Here is a 16863-nt window from a genome sequence, read left to right as displayed (position 1 = left end):
GCGAGTATCAGATATTCAGAGCCTAGCCTATAGAGGCTGAGCTATTAGAGGCTGCGGCGGCGCAGGAGCATCAGTGCGGCACCAGCAATCAGAGCTGCGGCGCCAACGCCTGCGATACCTGCAACACCCTCAGCACCGGTGTGTGCCAGCTGCTGCTTCGAGGAGGAGGAAGCCTGAGCCGAGCCCTTGGTGCCGGAGACGCCTACAGTGTGGCCCTTGGAGCTAGAGGAGGTAGCAGCGGATGCGTTACCAACCTTAGCCTTGGGTGCCTGAGAAGAGGGCATGCGGGTCTCGGTTACGACAACCGAACCGTCTTCGCGCATTTCAGCGGTGAAGACGCTGGTGGTGCCGTCGCCGTTATCGCGAACGGTGGTGCTCTCGTCCTCGGTAGCTGCCGGCAGGGTCGGTGCGGGGTTGTTCGCATCGCTCACGGTGGCGGTGGTGACTGCAACCTGGTGTACCGGGCCGTTGGGGTCGCTGGTTGCCACCATTGCGTAGGCGTAACCGGGTTGCAGCAGTTCAGCAAGAACGCTGACCTTGACGCGGAAGGTGCCGTTCACGATTTCAGAAGCGGGTACGTCGTGGGTTGCCAGAGCGTCGCCGGTGATGTTGCCGTTTGCATCCAGGCGGAAGATAGCGATCTGCACACCGTTAGCGACGGACTCGTGGGTGAAGCCGGAGCCGTTGAAGGTCAGGACGTTGTACTGATCGTTCGGGTTCAGGGAAGCGTCCTCGGTGGTGAGGGTTGCGTTCTCGGGTGCTGCGGGAGCCTCCGGAGCGGGGGTCTCGTCAGCCTTGGGGGTCTCAGTCTTAGGTGCTTCCGGAGCAGGAGTTTCTTCCTTGGGTGCTTCAGTCTTGGGAGCCTCGGGTGCCGGGGTCTCGTCAGCCTTGGGGGTCTCCGGTGCCGGGGTCACGGGAGCGGGGGTCTCTTTGTTCTTGGGTGCCTCGGGAGAGGTGGACTCGGTGACCTTGAAGGAGGAGAGAGCCACGAGCTTCTGGTCAGCCTGAGCAGCCTGAGGGTTGCTCACAGCAACCAGAGCGTAGGAAGCGCCGGCGGGCAGCTTGCTTGCCTCGACAGTGAAGGAAGTCTTGAAGGAGCCATCCTGAATCTGGTCCGCAGACACGGACACGGTGGTGATGGCGTCACCGGTAATCTGCTGGTTCTCATCCAGCGCGTAGATGCTGACCTGAACGCCGGGGCCGACCTTCTCGCCGTAGAAGCCGGTACCAACAACGCTCACGGTGTTAAACTGCGCATCACCGGAGAAGCGTGCGTTCTCGATGGAGACGAAGGGGTTAGCCTGCTTCGCCTCGGGAGCCGGGGTGGAGGGAGTGGTGGGCTCGGGGGTTGCGGGAGCAGGGGTCTCAGCCTTAGGAGTCTCAGCCTTGGGGGTTTCAGCCTTAGGAGTCTCAGCCTTAGGAGTCTCAGCCTTAGGTGCTTCGGTTGCCTCAGCCTTAGGAGCTTCAGCCTTAGGAGCCTCGGTTGCTTCAGCCTTGGGAGTCTCTGCCTTAGGAGTCTCTGCCTTGGGAGCCTCGGTAGCCTCAGTCTTAGGAGTCTCTGCCTTGGGAGCCTCGGTTGCCTCAGCCTTAGGTGCTTCAGTCTTAGGAGCTTCAGCCTTGGGGGTCTCGGTTGCGTTGCCGCCGGGCAGGGAAGAAGTCTGAGCAGTTGCCTTCTGGTCGACAACCTGCTGCTGCTGATCAGCGGGTGCTTCTGCCGCGAAAGTTGCCGGGATTGCTGCCACGGAACCAGCAGTAAAGGCTGCCGCTGCTGCGATCTTGTAAACGCGACGGGTAGTCTTCGACATTTTTCCTCGATCTCTGAATTATCGGTGGTGAACCTACGCGGTGTGCCTCCGTCTTTGAGGGGCGCGCAGATTCACACATGGGTGTGACTGCTAAAAGGCTAACACCCAACTCTGAGTCTTCTGCCTTCTTAATGCCCGCTTTAAGTAACTGTAATGAAATCGTTATAAAACCACCCCTAAAGTTGAGAGTTAATACAGACCAATTATGGTGTTTTGTGGTCATGTACTGACATATGAACGCCGGCAACCCTACATTTTGATTGCATTTGAAGAAAATATGATACTTTCCATGGATAATTTCACCCCAACTATTTCACCATAGTAAACCTTAAAGTCTCACGTACCACTTTATAGTTCCATCAAGTACTCCTTGATACCTCTCCCCCACCTATTCCCACCCCGCATGGCACCCGGACCAAAGCTCCACACAAGCCACAGACCTACCGGGCGCACCAACAAAAAAAGCCTCGCCCGCATCCCAAGAATCAGGAATGCAGGCGAGGCAAACACAAAACCCCGCATCAGCGGACGCAAGAGCACAAAGCTTAGCTCTCCTTGCGAATCACCTTGAACTGGCTGGGCTGCGCCACCGGGCGAATCGTAATGCGGTCAAGGTTCACGTGGTGCGGAACGTTCAGCGCAAAGGTCACGGTCTGCGCCACATCCTCGGCGGTCAGCGGCTTCTCAACACCCGCATAGACGCGCTCGGCGGCTTCCTTGGAACCCAGACGATTTAGGGAGAACTCCTCGGTGTGCACCATGCCCGGGCAAATCTCAATCACGCGAACGTTATATTCCGCTTCTTCCAGGCGGAGCGCCTCCGTCAGGCCGCGAGCGCCGAACTTCGCCGCATTGTATCCGGCACCGCCCTCGTAACCGTGCTCGGCTGCAGTGGAGGTCAGGTTCAGGATCGTGCCGTGACCGTTCAGGCGCAACGCCTCCGCGAAGGCACGCACCATGTGCAGAATACCGAGAACATTCATCTGGTACATCTTCAAATAATCGGTAGGCTTGCCGTCGGCAACCTTATCCACGCCAATAGCACCACCGGCAATATTGACCAGGGCGTCAATGGTGCCCTGCTCCTCCAGGATCTGCTCGGCAACAAAGCGGACGGAATGCTCGTCGGTCACGTCGCAGGTCACCGGGTGAGCGCCGGTTTCCGCGTAGAGAGTGTAGAGGCGGTCGGTGCGACGAGCCAGAGCATAGACGGTCCAGCCGCTTGCTACTAGCTGCTGCACGGTGGCTCGGCCAATACCGCTGGAGGCGCCGGTCACCACGGCAACTTTGCCGTCGCCGGTATGGGGCAGGAAAGGAGATGCAGGAATGTGGGTGTTCTCAGTCATACTTTAATCCTAGTAGAGTGATGCCCGCGGGTGCTCTGTTCGAGCAGACCCGCGGGCATGTATTTTGAAATTTTCGATAGTGAGATAGGTACCCGCCGCCGTTCAGAACAAACGATACAGACACCATCACGCGTGCTACTTGCGGCGGCGCGGCAGACCCCAGCGGCTCCTGCCGCCGTCACGGAATCCGAGGCGATGCTCAAAGTACACGGGCGAGCTACTGCCGGTCTTAATCGTGTCCGGAGGGACCGTACCTTCACGCGCAGACAGCAGATAAAGAACCGCAGCGCCGGGCATGAACATAATCAGCGGTAGCACGAAACGCATACGCGCCTCACCATAGCCGCTACGCACCGTCAAATGCCAGACGCACAACGCAACCAGCACCAGGTGCAGTATCAGCAGAACAGTTTCAGACGTGCCCAAACCAAAAATACTCAGAGAACTCATTGGCAACTCCTCAAAGGTCGTGTATCTTCAGTCTACGCCGCGCCCGCTCTGCTGAGAAGGATTCGTGGGCATTGATACTGCAGATTTTCGCGCATACACTGCAGGTAATCAGGGGCAGCAATATTAGGGGGTCTCTCCCCCATTACCGTTTCCACCGAGTTTGTCACTGAATCGCCAATTACTCCTCATATAGGGAGCCTCCACATGACAGCAACACCGCACCAGCACATCACCGACCTTAAAGAGCAGCGCCGCACCCTCCAGCAGCGGGCGCGCAGCATCCGTGCCACCACCGGACTCCCCTACAGTTCCGAAGTTCACCTACTGCTCGGGCAGAGCTACCTCGACCCCGCCAGCTGGCAGGAGCTCACCGCCTCCAGCGGGGTACGCGCCGCAGTGCGCAGGGCACAATTTGTGCGCCGGTACCGGCACCTCCTGGCGCGTCTAGAAGCCGCCATCGAGCGGTACGAACAGCACAGCACAGCGCGGAATTCCCCTGAAGCTGAGAGAATGCCGTGAATATGAGAAAATAGCCGTTATGGCTGAAAACATTTTGGGCTCAGACTCGCCCGTACAGATTAACGTTCCCGACCGCCCCGCCCTCGAAGGCCTCGAAGAGAAGCTCTCGCAGCGCTGGGCCGACGAGAAGACCTACGCATTCGACGAGAACACCACTCGCGAACAGGTCTACTCCATTGACACCCCGCCGCCGACCGCATCCGGCTCCCTGCACGTGGGTCACATGTTCTCCTACACTCAGACCGACGTCATTGCACGCTACCAGCGCATGACCGGCAAGAACGTGTTCTACCCCCTCGGCTGGGATGACAACGGCCTGCCCACCGAACGCCGCGTTCAGAACTACTACGGCGTTCTCTGCGACCCCTCCGTGGCAGACAACGACTCCTTCCGTGACCTGATCACCTGGAAGGCAGACGGCACCCCCAAGCCCGACCGCAGCCAGGCAAAGTGGCCGCGTATCTCCCGCAACAACTTCATTGAACTCTGTGAAGAGCTCGCGGTTGAAGACGAGAAGGTCTTCGAAAACCTCTTCACCACCCTGGGTCTGTCCGTTGACTGGTCGCGCACCTACCGCACCATCGACGCGCACTCCCGCAAGGTCTCCCAGCTCGCCTTCCTGAAGGACCTGGAAGCAGGCAACGCCTACATGGCTGAAGCACCGACCATGTGGGACGTCACTTTCCGCACCGCAGTGGCACAGGCTGAGCTGGAAGACAAGGAACGCCCCGGCGCGTACCACCGCATCAGCTTCCACCGCCCCAACGGCGAGAAGGTCTGGATTGAGACCACCCGCCCCGAGCTGTTGCCCTCCTGTGTGGCTCTCGTGGCGCACCCGGACGACGAGCGTTACAAGCCGCTGTTCGGCACCACCGTCACCTCCCCGCTGTTCGGCGTTGAGGTCGAAATTAAGGCGCACCCGCTGGCACAGCCCGACAAGGGTGCCGGTATCGCCATGATCTGTACCTTCGGTGACACCACCGACGTCACCTGGTGGCGTGAACTGCAGCTGGACACCCGCGCCCTCATCGGTCGCGACGGCCGTTTCTCCCGCGAAACCCCCGAGTGGATCACCTCCGCTGAGGGCCGCGAGCGCTACGAGCGTATGGCTGGCACCACCGTCTTCACCGCACAGAAGACCGTCGTGGAAATGCTGGTTGAGGCTGGCGAAATGGACGGCGACCCCAAGCCGATTACCCACCCCGTGAAGTTCTACGAGAAGGGTGACAAGCCCCTCGAAATCGTTGCTTCCCGTCAGTGGTACATCCGCAACGGTGGCCGTGACGCTGCACGCCGCGAGAAGCTCATCGAGCGCGGCCGTGAGATGAACTGGTACCCCTCCTTCATGCGTAGCCGCTACGAGAACTGGGTTGAGGGTCTGAATGGCGACTGGCTGATTTCTCGCCAGCGCTTCTTCGGCGTTCCCTTCCCCGTCTGGTACCCGCTGGACGCTGAGGGCGAGCCGGACTACGAGAACCCGATTCTGCCCACCGAAGAGATGCTGCCGGTTGACCCCGCATCTCAGGCTGCTCCCGGTTACACCGAGGATCAGCGCGGCGTAGCGGGCGGCTTCATCGCTGACCCGGACGTTCTGGACACCTGGGCTACCTCCTCTCTGACCCCGCAGATTGCGACCGGTTGGGGTGTGAACCCGGACCTGCACGCGAAGACCTTCCCCATGGATCTGCGCCCGCAGGGTCACGACATTATCCGTACCTGGCTGTTCTCCACCGCTGTTCGCGCGGAGACCCTGGCGTCCTCCGTGCCGTGGTACAACACCGCGCTCTCCGGCTGGATTCTCGACCCGGACCGCAAGAAGATGTCCAAGTCCAAGGGCAATGTTGTGGTCCCGAACGAGGTTCTGGAGAAGTACGGTTCGGACGCTGTGCGCTACTGGGCTGCTTCCGCTCGCCTGGGTGCTGACACCGCCTACGACGAAGGCCAGATGAAGATTGGTCGCCGCCTGGCGATCAAGCTGCTGAACGCATCCAAGTTCGTGCTGAACCTGGGCGCTACCGAGAAGTCTGTCATTACTTCTCAGGCTCAGGGCCGCGTGCTCATCAACGCCCTGGACCGCTCCCTGCTGGCTCGCCTGGCGTACCTGATTGAAGAGGCAACCGCAGCGTTTGAGAAGTACGAGTACGCTCGTGCCCTGCAGATTTGCGAGAGCTTCTTCTGGTCCTTCACCGACGACTTCGTTGAGCTGATTAAGGACCGTGCGTACGGTGCTCGCGGCGAAGAGGAGCAGGCTTCTGTTCTTGCCGCACTGGCAACCACCCTGGATGCTCTGCTGCGTCTGTTCGCTCCCTTCCTGCCGTTCGTGACCGAAGAGATTTGGTCCTGGTGGCGTGCAGGTAGCGTACACCGCGCCGAGTGGCCGCAGGCACTGCCCATCCTGGAGGGCACCCTGCTGGCTGAGTACTCCGCACAGAACCCGACTGCTGGCATTTCTGCTCAGTGGGTCCTGGCGGACGCTGACCCGGCTCAGATTGAGTCGCTCAAGCAGATCCTGCCGGATGTTGCTGAGGCTCTGGGTGGTCTGCGTAAGGCTAAGAGCGACGCGAAGGTCAAGCAGCGCACCGAGGTTGAGTCCGCTACTATTGCGGCTCCTCAGGCTCAGCTGGATCGCATTGCCGCTGGCTTGGCTGACCTGAAGGCTGCCGGTAACGCTCGTGAGCTGTCCCTGGTGGCAGCTGAGGGCGAGCTGGAGGTTCGCGACGTTGTACTCGTTGTGGAAGAAGCAGCTGAGTAATCGAATCTAACGTTCATTGCTTAGTGACATAACACCGAGTTGGTGTTGAGGACGGGGCGGTACCGATTGACGGTACCGCCCCGTTTTCTGTGTCTGCGGTTCGTTGGTTTCTGCAGGCAAGGTACCCGGAGAGCGTGATGCTCGACTGCGGGCGGTGCTTTGTATGGCGCTTTTACGACTCTGACTAGAGGCTTTACACATTCGGTACCCGCGGGTGCCCGTACCCATCCCTAGCACCTTCACAACCTCCTCCCCCAATAATGTGGGTTTTAGTCTGCTGTTCTGTAGGGATTATGTGGGATTTTCAATCCCTTTTTCTGTTCATCAATGTGCAAAGAGCATAATCAACCTTATGAGATTGACTGTCACTTTATGTATGATTGTTGATGCGAGGGTTTTACCATCGGGAACAACCCTCTATTCAACTTCAGCAACAGACAAATCACCGGTACGAGCAAGACATACCCCGACCAACCGCACGACAATAAACCACCCGTCAGGCGCAGCGATGCGTCCTGACTCTGACCCGCGCCAAAGTAGGCGCACCCCATATCCTCATGAATTCATACTCATCCTCTTCCGGATTACCGAACAAACCCCAGGCGAGGCAGAGCTCAACCCCGAGCACGCCGCCAGGAGCACAAGCCAACATTTCCCCCGATCAGCTTCAGCACTATCACACGAGCCTGAACGAGTACATCAGCCAGGCACGTGAACATGCCCAGGCGCTGCGTGCCAGCTACACCAACGAAGTGTATGAACTCTGGCTTCAGCATATTTCCACCAGCGCCGCCACCGATGAGGCGAGCATCGCCTCCGGTTCGTTGACCGCTCAGCAGCTTGAGGAGCTGACCCGCAAGTGGGTGCGCCTCATGCGTGAAAGCCGCGATATGCTGCACCACGAAAGCTCCATTGCCGCCGCACGTGCTGCGGTTGAGGCTAAGCCCCTCCCCGAGTAGGGTCACCCTTTATTTCTTTCGCGCGGCAACGCCAGCACTCCGCGTTGTACCGCGTTTTTCTGCGGCGGGGCTATCGAGCCAAGCGATTAAGCCCTGCCCGGAATGCGTACTTCACATAACCTGCCCCTTGCTATAGTTATGGATATTCAAAGACCCTAACTATGTTGCAGAAAGGGCGGGAATGTCCCACCAAAAACGCGTCCTGCGGCCTATACGTAGCGATGTCGCTCCCCCAGTTACCTCACCACCGGTCTACCGTGGTGATATTGACGCGCGCGGCACGGCGCAAGACCTCGTCCCGCGCAGCTTGTGGGTTGATTTCTGGGACACTCTCTTCTTCATCTTCGCCGGCATCGCGGCCCTCGTGCTGACCTTCATGATTCTGGCGAATACGGTCGGCCATTCTTTCTGGGGTTTCCCCATTGCCTTCATTTTCTGGGCGGTCACCGCGTACCTGACGCTACCGCGTTTTCACGCCATCATGACCCGCATCTACGTGCCCGACTACTTTATTGGGCGCACCCGCACCCCGGACGGTCTGCTCGGTGACCCGGTCAATATCGGTCTGATTGGCACCGAGGAGCAGATTCACCAGGTCATGCAGGACGCAGGCTGGACCCGCGCTGACAACGTCACCCTCGTCTCTTCCTGGAAGATTATTCTCTCCACCATCACCCGCCGCTCCTACGCGGAGGCGCCGGTCTCCCCGCTGAAAATTTTTGGTAAGACGCAGGCTTTCGCCTACCAGAAGGAAGTGGACGGCAACCCCGAGAAACGCCACCACGTGCGTTTCTGGAAAACCCCGGACGGCTGGCTTCTGCCGGGCGGTCACCAGGTGGATTGGTTGGCGGCGGGCACGTACGACTCCGGTGTAGGTTTCAGCTTCTTCACCCTGCAGGTCACGCACCGCATTGACTCTGAAACCGACTTTGAACGCGACTACATTGTGGAGTCCATTCAGTACGCTCACCCGGAAACTCACGTTGAGATTCTGCACGATTTTTCCTCCGGCTATCACGCCCGTAACGGCGGCGGCGACGCGATCCGCACGGACGGCGCGCTCCCGGTCATCGTGCTGAACAATGAGGGTCTGGAGCCGCAGGAGCAGGAAGAAATTCACCTCTCCAGCGCGCACGACCTGGCGTACCGCATGCCGCTGAGCCTGCTGGTCGGTTCGGGTATGCTCATCGCCGTGACCCTCGCAGACATTATCAACAGCGTCATTCTGGCGCTCAGCCGCCCAGCTCTGCGTGCCAAGCTGCTGGAGGAAGGCTCCGGCAACGACATTGAGTTGCTGGACCTCTTCGATCAGGTGGATAGTGACGTGCTGCTGACCATTACCGGTACGGTGCTGGTTGGTTTCGTGGCGATTTATTCGGCGGTGCACCTGTTCCTGCTGTGGAGCACGCTGCGCGGCTCGTCGAAGGCGCGCCGACTGGCTCTGCTGTTGACTGCACTGAACTTCGCGGCGATTACCGGCGGCGTGCTGTGGGGGCGCCACTCCCTGCCGCTGTCCACGATTTTCTTCCAGCTGGGCGTTGCGGTGTTCGCAATGTTGGCGTTCACCTCGGATGCGGCGGTTCAGTACACGGCAACCCGCACCTTCCATATGCGTGATACGAAGATTGTGCAGCGGGCAACGCACCCGAAGGTTCTGGAGCGCAGGGCACAGCGCAAGGCACAGAAGACGCACAATGCGCAGAAGGCACGCAAAGCTACCTCTGCAAGCAACCCTCACCGCGCGTAGATTGCACGTTTCAGCGCAACATAGTGAATAAAAAAGTACCGCCCGGTCAGTTCATGACCGGACGGTACTTTTTTGCTCTGCAGCCGCAGACTCTACCGGGCCTGCGCGCATTGCAGGAATCTCAGCACATTGCAGGCTTCTTAGGCTTCACCCTTTTCGCCGTGGAAAATCGGGCCCACGTTACGGGGGCGCTTGAGCTCAAAGAAGCCGGGGTAGGAAGCCAGCGCCAGGGCGCCGTCGAAGAGCTTACCAGCCTCTTCACCGGCGGGGCTCGGGGAGATGACCGGGCCGAAGAAAGCGGTGCCGTTAATGGAAATCAGCGGAACACCCACATCGGTGCCGCCCATGGTCTCCAGTGCCAGATCCAGGGAGGCGCGCATCTGCTCATCGTACTGGTCGGTGAAGGCGACATCCACCAGCTCTGCGGGCAGGTTGACCTCTTCCAGCGCCTTGACGATTGCGTCGCGGTAGGAATCAGCCTTGTTGTCGTTGTGGTGAATCTGCTCGCCCAGAGCGTCGTAGAGGGGCTTAATAACCTCGTTACCGTGCAGCTCGCGCACAGCGGTGATGAGGCGGGTCGGCGCCCAGGACTGGTCCATCATTGCCTGGTAGTCGGCGGGCAGGTCGCGGCCCTGGTTGTGCATGGACAGGGAGAAGGGACGCCAGGTCACCTCAACATTACGGACCTTCTGCACCTCGCCAATCCAGCGGGAGGTAATCCAGCACCAGGGGCAGATCGGGTCGAACCAGAAATCAATCTGTGCGGGTGCGTTCTCAGTCATGAGTGTTCCTCTCTCATACGGTTGCGCCAGCCGCTTCTATGAGCCGGCGCTTATTCTTCGGTACACGCTCATCAGGACATGCCAGCGAGAGCAGTACCTGCTAGTGAGCCGTCACCCCGTATAACCGGGGCGACGGCTTCTTTATTCCCTAGCCTGTTCGGCTGGAAGTATTCGGTTATGCCGCCTGACGGTCCGCGGCCTTCAGGGAGGCGGTCTTCGCCTCCCCCTTCACGGTGCGGGTGGTCTCGGTTTCGGGGTCGGGCGCCTGCAGTACGTAGCGAGGCTCCGCACCGTTAAGCACGGTGTCCTCACCAATCACGATGGACACCACGTCGGTGCGGTCCGGGATGTCGAACATAATCGGCTGCAGAATCTGCTCCATCATAGAGCGCAGACCGCGGGCACCGGTACCGCGCTCGGCGGCAAGGCGAGCAATAGCCGTTATTGCTGCGTCGTCGATGATTAGCTCCACACCGTCCAGGGCGAAGAGGTGACGGTACTGCTTGAGCAGCGCGTTCTTCGGCTCGGTCAGCACGCGAGCCAGCTCTTCTTCGTTGAGCTCGTTCAGGGTCGAGATGACCGGCAGGCGACCAATCAGTTCGGGGATAATGCCGTAGTGCGCCAAGTCCTCGGGCATGATCTGGTCCAGCGGGTTCTTTACGGAACCGCCCAGCTCGGCACCGAAACCGATGCCACCGGCACCCACGCGGGCTGCAATGCGGTCGTCAATATTGTCGAAGGCACCAGCCACGATGAAGAGAATGTTCGAGGTATCAATCTCAATGTTCGCGTGCGCCGGGTGCTTGCGGCCGCCCTCCGGGGGTACGGTCGCCACGGTGCCCTCGATAATCTTCAGCAGCGCCTGCTGCACGCCCTCACCGGACACGTCACGGGTGATGGAGAGGTTCTCGCCACCCTTGCGGGCAATCTTGTCGATTTCGTCAATGTAGATGATGCCGCGCTGAGCCTTGGCAATATCGCCGTCAGCGGCGTTAATGAGGCGCAACAGAATGTTCTCCACGTCGTCACCCACGTAACCCGCCTCGGTGAGGGTGGTTGCGTCAACCAGGGCGAAAGGCACATCCAGCTTCTTCGCCAGGGTTGCCGCCAGGTAGGTTTTACCGCAGCCGGTCGGGCCGAGCATCAGAATATTCGACTTGCCCAGCTCCACTTGCTCCCCCGCGGTCGCCGAAAGAATGCGGGAGGTCAACACCGGGTTATCAATATCGTGGATGCGCTTGTAGTGGTTGTACACCGCCACCGCCAGGGTGCGCTTCGCCGCGTCCTGACCGATGACGTAGTCGTTGAGGTAGCTGTAAATTTCGCGCGGAGTAGCCAGCTGAGGCGCGGGCGCAGCGGCGGGGGCCTTCACCTTCAGACGCTCTTCAGCGAGGATCTCTTCGCACAGCTCCACGCATTCGTCGCAGATAGAAACATTCGGGCCGAGCACAATCTTAAAAACCTGCGCGCGAGTCTTCTTGCAGAAGGAGCATCGCATGCTGGCGTTGGGCTGTTCGGGAGGCACAATGACGTCTGTGGCCACGAAAATTCCCTTTCGATCGGCGTGGTGAAATCGGCGCAGAAGGGTCAGTGACCTGATGTCTGCGGTGATTTCTCAGGAGGAGCACCGGCGGGTGGTGGGCGCCCTAGTTTGAGTGAGAAAACGGTATGAAATACTCGAATTTTCTCCTTTTCTAAGGCTACCGGAGTTCACCCCGGAACCAAGAATTACGCACCGCAAATGAACGGACTTACCGGGCATATGACAAAGCGCGTCTTTTATGACGGCGGCAGGAACTTCCACACCCCGATATGACGGTGATTCACAAGGGTAAAGTGCAGGTCAGAGTCACCTACTGAAGCACCACACGGAGACCCACCAAATACACCCACGGTGCACAAAAAGAAGCGGCACCGCACCGCGCACCAGCCCGAAGGCTCGCACACGGGGCAATGCCGCCCCTCCCCCGAAAAATACTCGGGGATATTCCTCAAAACTAAAGTTTAGGTGTGGGAAATAGCGGTGTTGGTCGCAGGCTTACGCAACTTACGAGACTCCAGCACCTTATCGACCAGGCCGTACTCCAGAGCAGCAGCCGCAGTCAGAATGTTGTCACGCTCAATGGAGCGGTCAACTTCCTCGTAGGTCTTGCCCGAGTGCAGCGCCAGGGTCTGTGCAGTCCACTCACGCATACGCATAACCTCGTTCGCGTGAATCTCAATGTCAGATGCCTGACCGCCCTGCTGGCCGCTCAGAGCGGGCTGGTGAATCAGCACGCGAGCGTTCGGCAGTGCCAGACGCTTGCCGGGGGTACCGGCAGCCAGCAGAACCGCCGCAGCGGATGCCGCCTGACCCAGGCACACGGTCTGGATCTCGGGGCGGATGAACTGCATGGTGTCGTAGATAGCGGTCATTGCGGTGAAGGAGCCGCCGGGCGAGTTGATGTACAGGGTGATGTCACGCTCGGGGTCCTGTGCCTCCAGCACCAGCAGCTGAGCCATGATGTCGTCAGCGGATGCGTCGTCCACCTGGGTGCCCAGGAAGATGATGCGGTCCTCGAACAGCTTTGCGTACGGGTCCTGACGCTTGTAACCGTAGGGGGTGCGCTCCTCGAAGCTGGGGAGCACGTAGCGGTTGCTCGGCATAGCCGGCGCCGAGGTGGTGATATCGTTCGGCAGGTAGTTCATGTGCATCTCCCTTATGCGTTCTTCGATTCGGGCAGCTTACCGGCGGTGGTCGCAATGTGGTCGAAGAAGCCGTACTCCAGGCCCTCTTCCGCGTTGAACCAGTTGTCGCGGTCGTTATCCTTCAGGATGGTTTCCAGGCTCTTGCCGGTGCGCTCAGCGGTAATCTCTGCCAGGCGCTTCTTCATGTCCAGAATCAGCTCAGCCTGGGTGCGGATATCCGATGCGGTACCGCCAATACCACCGAGGGGCTGGTGCATGAGGATGCGGGCGTTCGGGGTTGCGTAGCGCTTGCCGATGGTGCCTGCGGTGAGCAGGAACTGACCCATGGATGCTGCCATACCGGTCACCACGGTCACCACGTCGTTCGGGATGAGCTGCATGGTGTCGTAGATTGCCATACCAGCGGTCACGGAGCCGCCGGGCGAGTTGATGTACAGGTAGATGTCTGCCTCGGGGTCTTCAGCCGAGAGCAACAGCATCTGGGAGCAGATGAGGTTAGCGTTGGAGTCGCGCACCTCGGAGCCGAGCCAGATAATGCGCTCCTTCAGGAGGCTGTTGTAGACGTAATCTTCCTGGGCACCAACGATGGGGGTTGCCATAGACGGCGCGGGCGCCACGCCGGCTGCCTGGGAGGCGCCGATGGGCAGAGGCATGTAGCTGGACATTCTTCCTCTTCTTCTCTAATGGGTCTTCGCTGCATCTTTGCGCGATTTACGCGCCGGAGCGCACGCGAAAAGTTTCGTTGCTACTACCTTACCGATAGTTGCTCTCCCCCGCTTCCCTTCGGGTTGTTCGTTCGCCAGGGGGTGAAGCAGAGGCGAAAACCTCGGTACGGAATAACTTGAGGGCGGAATAGTTTGGGGTGAAAAGAGCCTCAGCGGGCACCCAACCGGTAATTCGGTGGATGCCCGCTGAGGCTACACATTTCAAGCAATCAGCTCACACCCTCTAGCGGAGTGGCTTCTTGCAGACCGTGGCGGGGATTTAGGCAGCTGCCTCTTCGCCCTCGCCCAGGTACTTGGACAGGTCAACAACGTTGCCCTTGGTGTCCTTGACCACTGCGGTCTTCAGCACTGCTGCCAGAGCCTTGGAGCGGCGAACCTCGCCGACCAGTGCGCCAGTCTGGCCGGAGCCGTCCAGCATCTGTGCGAACTGGTTGGGGTCCATGCCGTACTGGGAGCTCATGGTGATGATGTAGTTGATCATCTCAGCCTGGTCAACGGTCACTTCTTCCTTGTCCGCAACAGCGTCGAGAACCATCTCGTTCTTGAATGCGGTCTCGGTGTTCTCGCGAACCTCGGCGCGGTGCTCCTCGGTGTCGTGGCCTGCTTCAGCGTTGGGGTTGTTGAAGTGCTGCTCGAGCTGGTCCTCGATAACCTTCTCGGGGACGGGAATCTCAACGAGCTCAACGAGCTTTGCGAGGACCTTGTCGCGTGCCTGGGTGCCCTGCTCGGCAACCTTAGCCTCTGCAACCTGCTTCTTGATGTCTTCCTTCAGCTCGTCGATGGTGTCGAACTCGGAAGCCAGCTGTGCGAACTCGTCGTCAGCTGCGGGCAGCTCGCGCTCCTTGACTGCGGAGAGCTTGACCTTGATGACAGCCTGCTCGCCTGCGTGCTCGCCACCGGAGAGCTTGGTCTCGAAGGTTGCGTCCTCGCCAGCGGACAGGCCGGTCAGAGCCTCGTCGATGCCGTCGAGCATGGTGCCGGAACCAATCTGGTAGGACAGGTCGTTTGCTGCGTCTACCTGCTCGCCGTCGATTTCTGCGGCGATGTCGATGGTCACGAAGTCCTTGTCAGCTGCGGGGCGCTCAACGGTCTTCAGGGTGCCGAAGCGCTCACGCAGAGCGTCCAGTGCCTGAACCTCGTCCTCAGCGGTGACCTCTACCTCGTCAACCTCAACCTCGAGGCCCTCGTAGTTGGGCAGCTCGATTTCGGGGCGGACGGTGACGGTGATGGTCAGCTTGAGGTCTGCCTCACGGTTCTCAGTGGAGGGCTGGGACTGAACGTCCAGCTCGGGCTGTGCCAGGGGGGAGAGTTCGTTCTCGCCCAGTGCCTGTGCGTAGTAGTCGTTCAGAGCGTCGTTCAGGGATGCCTCGACGATGTAGTCGAAGCCCGCACGCTGCTCGATGAGCTGCTTGGGCAGCTTACCCTTGCGGAAGCCGGGAACGCTGATCTGACCCGAGAGGTTCTTGTAGGTGCGGTCCAGGTAGGGCTTGAATTCTGCGAAGGGAACCTCGACCTCAATCTTTGCGAGGGTCGGGTTGAGCTTCTCGACGGCGGTCTTCACGTCCGTGATCTCCTCATATAGTTTCGGTGCGGCACGAATCGTGTGTGCCGCGGTTGCTTAGTGGAAAGAGCGCCACGACCCTGTAGCGTCGCGGCAACCGTTTCACGTCGGGGCGACAGGATTCGAACCTGCGATCTCCTGCTCCCAAAGCAGGCGCGTTAGCCAAGCTACGCCACGCCCCGTGAAACCGACCGTGTTGCGCACTTGCGTGTTTAACACAGTCAGTGCCCTAGTTTACCTGTTTTCCCGCTAAATGCCCAACACAGCGGCTCGTGCGCGGTTTATTTCCACTGAGCGCGTACTCCCCTATCTCCCTTGGTTTTGTAGGGTGTTTTGTGTGGATGCGAGGTGGAGGGGATGACGAGCTGGAGCGTGCGGATTCCGAGCGCGCGAGGAAATAAATCCGCATGCGTAAGCGATTCCCTTCATCCCCGAGCACAAAAAATCCCCCCGACAACGTCGGGGGGATTGTGCGAGGGGATGACGGGAATCGAACCCGCGTAATCAGTTTGGAAGACTGAGGCTTTACCATTAAGCTACATCCCCGGAATGGAACTTGACTATAGTATCGAGGTTCCATCTGGACTGTCAAATATTTGAGCAGTTTTTAGACCTGGCAGCCGGGGCACCAGTAGAGTTTGCGGCCGGCGATTTCCTCCATGCGGATGGTCGTTCCGCAGCGGCGGCAGGGCTCGCCGTGGTGCATGTACACGTAGTTGGCGTGGTCGGGCCACGCTTCGGTTTCGGGTACGCCGGGGCGGTCTTCGGGTTCGGTGGTGATGATGCGCCCCACGCGCACGCCGATGACCAGCAGGTGCTTATTGTCTTCCCAGAGTCGCTCCAGTTCCTCGTCACTGAGGCTCTTGCCGGGGCGTAGCGGATCAATTTCCTGGCGGTACAGCGACTCGGCGCGGAAGATATTGCCCACGCCGGAGATTGCCGCCTGGTCCATCAAAATCACACCAATCGGGCGGGAGCTCTTACGTGCGGCGCGGTAGAACTGTTCGGGGTCGGCATCCGGGTTGAGCGGGTCGGGGCCGAGCTTGGAGCGGACGGTGCGCACCTCCTCCGGAGTGAGGGTGCGGCAGATAGTCGGGCCCACCAGGTCCGCCCAGCCGTGCTCCGAAACAATACGGCAACGCACCGTACTCTTCCGTTCGGGAGGACCGGCGTAGGGTTCCCCCTCCCCCGCCGCGTATTCTTTTTCGCCGATCTTGCGGGGCGCGCCAATGCTCGAAGCACCCGTGAACGTCTCATCCCCACCGAAGCTCCAGTTACCGTAAATACCCAGGTGCACGTTCAGGGTCAGGTCGTTCTCGAAGGTCACGAACAGGTGCTTACCGTGCGCGTACGCCCCGGTGATGGTGTGCCCATCCAGCAGGGCGGCACCCTCGGCGTAGCGGCCCTGCGGGGAGGAAACCTGCACGCGCTCGCCGGTGAAGACGTCACTGATTTGGCGGGCAATACGGTGGATGGAGTGGCCTTCGGGCACGGGTTCTCCTCGAAAACTTGTCGGCTAGAAATAGTGC

13 protein-coding genes and 2 tRNA genes are annotated in these 16863 nt (G+C 59.8%); 4 read left to right on the top strand and 11 right to left on the bottom strand.

Going from position 1 to position 16863, the window contains the following annotated elements; translation table 11 throughout:
* Window positions 1-44: 44 nt before the first annotated feature.
* From HMPREF2710_RS05090 to HMPREF2710_RS05080, 3 genes are all read right to left on the bottom strand, one after another.
* A complete protein-coding gene (locus HMPREF2710_RS05090; RefSeq protein WP_070599871.1) occupies window positions 45-1805 on the bottom strand; it encodes an LPXTG cell wall anchor domain-containing protein in 1761 nt (586 codons plus the stop codon).
* Window positions 1806-2350: 545 nt separating this feature from the next.
* Window positions 2351-3151, bottom strand: coding sequence for an SDR family oxidoreductase (locus HMPREF2710_RS05085; RefSeq protein WP_049363086.1), 801 nt, complete (start codon window positions 3149-3151; stop codon window positions 2351-2353).
* Between the two features lie 135 nt (window positions 3152-3286).
* Entirely contained in the window at window positions 3287-3601 is a 315-nt protein-coding gene (locus HMPREF2710_RS05080) for a hypothetical protein (RefSeq protein ID WP_005508144.1), read from the bottom strand.
* A gap of 204 nt (window positions 3602-3805) precedes the next feature.
* On the opposite strand from HMPREF2710_RS05080, the gene HMPREF2710_RS05075 reads away from it, so the two are divergent.
* The 4 genes from HMPREF2710_RS05075 to HMPREF2710_RS05060 all read left to right on the top strand — a co-directional run bounded on the left by HMPREF2710_RS05075 (window position 3806) and on the right by HMPREF2710_RS05060 (window position 9578).
* Window positions 3806-4120, top strand: a complete 315-nt coding sequence (locus HMPREF2710_RS05075; RefSeq protein ID WP_070599869.1) for a hypothetical protein — start codon at window positions 3806-3808, stop codon at window positions 4118-4120.
* 19 nt (window positions 4121-4139) lie between these two features.
* A complete protein-coding gene (valS, locus tag HMPREF2710_RS05070) occupies window positions 4140-6872 on the top strand; it encodes a valine--tRNA ligase (RefSeq protein WP_049363081.1) in 2733 nt (910 codons plus the stop codon).
* Between the two features lie 557 nt (window positions 6873-7429).
* Entirely contained in the window at window positions 7430-7831 is a 402-nt protein-coding gene (locus HMPREF2710_RS09370) for a hypothetical protein (protein WP_138187173.1), read from the top strand.
* Window positions 7832-8012: 181 nt separating this feature from the next.
* Window positions 8013-9578 (top strand): LssY C-terminal domain-containing protein, encoded by a 1566-nt coding sequence (locus HMPREF2710_RS05060; protein ID WP_070599865.1) that lies wholly within the window; start codon window positions 8013-8015, stop codon window positions 9576-9578.
* Between the two features lie 140 nt (window positions 9579-9718).
* Here HMPREF2710_RS05060 and HMPREF2710_RS05055 read toward each other — a convergent pair whose 3' ends face one another.
* The 8 genes from HMPREF2710_RS05055 to HMPREF2710_RS05020 form a co-directional block, all read right to left on the bottom strand.
* The gene (locus HMPREF2710_RS05055; protein WP_070599863.1) at window positions 9719-10360 is read right to left on the bottom strand and encodes a DsbA family oxidoreductase; all 642 of its coding nucleotides are present in this window, start codon (window positions 10358-10360) and stop codon (window positions 9719-9721) included.
* A 175-nt stretch (window positions 10361-10535) separates the two neighbouring features.
* The gene (gene clpX, locus HMPREF2710_RS05050; protein WP_070599862.1) at window positions 10536-11903 is read right to left on the bottom strand and encodes an ATP-dependent Clp protease ATP-binding subunit ClpX; all 1368 of its coding nucleotides are present in this window, start codon (window positions 11901-11903) and stop codon (window positions 10536-10538) included.
* Between the two features lie 461 nt (window positions 11904-12364).
* Entirely contained in the window at window positions 12365-13054 is a 690-nt protein-coding gene (locus tag HMPREF2710_RS05045; RefSeq protein WP_012903382.1) for an ATP-dependent Clp protease proteolytic subunit, read from the bottom strand.
* Window positions 13055-13059: 5 nt separating this feature from the next.
* Complete coding sequence (locus tag HMPREF2710_RS05040; RefSeq protein ID WP_005505718.1) at window positions 13060-13713, bottom strand: ATP-dependent Clp protease proteolytic subunit; 654 nt, start codon at window positions 13711-13713, stop codon at window positions 13060-13062.
* 319 nt (window positions 13714-14032) lie between these two features.
* Window positions 14033-15334, bottom strand: coding sequence for a trigger factor (gene tig, locus HMPREF2710_RS05035; RefSeq protein WP_070599859.1), 1302 nt, complete (start codon window positions 15332-15334; stop codon window positions 14033-14035).
* A 107-nt stretch (window positions 15335-15441) separates the two neighbouring features.
* Window positions 15442-15516 (bottom strand) — tRNA-Pro (locus tag HMPREF2710_RS05030).
* A 293-nt stretch (window positions 15517-15809) separates the two neighbouring features.
* A tRNA-Gly gene (locus HMPREF2710_RS05025) sits at window positions 15810-15880 on the bottom strand.
* A gap of 61 nt (window positions 15881-15941) precedes the next feature.
* Complete coding sequence (locus HMPREF2710_RS05020; RefSeq protein WP_070599857.1) at window positions 15942-16826, bottom strand: Fpg/Nei family DNA glycosylase; 885 nt, start codon at window positions 16824-16826, stop codon at window positions 15942-15944.
* Window positions 16827-16863 lie beyond the last annotated feature (37 nt).

The sequence above is a fragment of the Rothia sp. HMSC069D01 genome, assembly GCF_001810135.1.
Lineage (GTDB): Bacteria > Actinomycetota > Actinomycetes > Actinomycetales > Micrococcaceae > Rothia.
The sequence above is the reverse complement of the archived record's forward strand: the minus strand, read 5'-3'. Positions and strand labels throughout refer to the sequence as shown.

Bases quoted from the DNA above. Each gene is read 5' to 3' on its own strand.
- HMPREF2710_RS05090 (WP_070599871.1), bottom strand. From the start codon at position 1,805: ATGTCGAAGACTACCCGTCGCGTTTACAAGATCGCAGCAGCGGCAGCC.
- HMPREF2710_RS05085 (WP_049363086.1), bottom strand. From the start codon at position 3,151: ATGACTGAGAACACCCACATTCCTGCATCTCCTTTCCTGCCCCATACC.
- HMPREF2710_RS05080 (WP_005508144.1), bottom strand. From the start codon at position 3,601: ATGAGTTCTCTGAGTATTTTTGGTTTGGGCACGTCTGAAACTGTTCTG.
- HMPREF2710_RS05075 (WP_070599869.1), top strand. From the start codon at position 3,806: ATGACAGCAACACCGCACCAGCACATCACCGACCTTAAAGAGCAGCGC.
- valS (WP_049363081.1), top strand. From the start codon at position 4,140: ATGGCTGAAAACATTTTGGGCTCAGACTCGCCCGTACAGATTAACGTT.
- HMPREF2710_RS09370 (WP_138187173.1), top strand. From the start codon at position 7,430: ATGAATTCATACTCATCCTCTTCCGGATTACCGAACAAACCCCAGGCG.
- HMPREF2710_RS05060 (WP_070599865.1), top strand. From the start codon at position 8,013: ATGTCCCACCAAAAACGCGTCCTGCGGCCTATACGTAGCGATGTCGCT.
- HMPREF2710_RS05055 (WP_070599863.1), bottom strand. From the start codon at position 10,360: ATGACTGAGAACGCACCCGCACAGATTGATTTCTGGTTCGACCCGATC.
- HMPREF2710_RS05045 (WP_012903382.1), bottom strand. From the start codon at position 13,054: ATGCACATGAACTACCTGCCGAACGATATCACCACCTCGGCGCCGGCT.
- HMPREF2710_RS05040 (WP_005505718.1), bottom strand. From the start codon at position 13,713: ATGTCCAGCTACATGCCTCTGCCCATCGGCGCCTCCCAGGCAGCCGGC.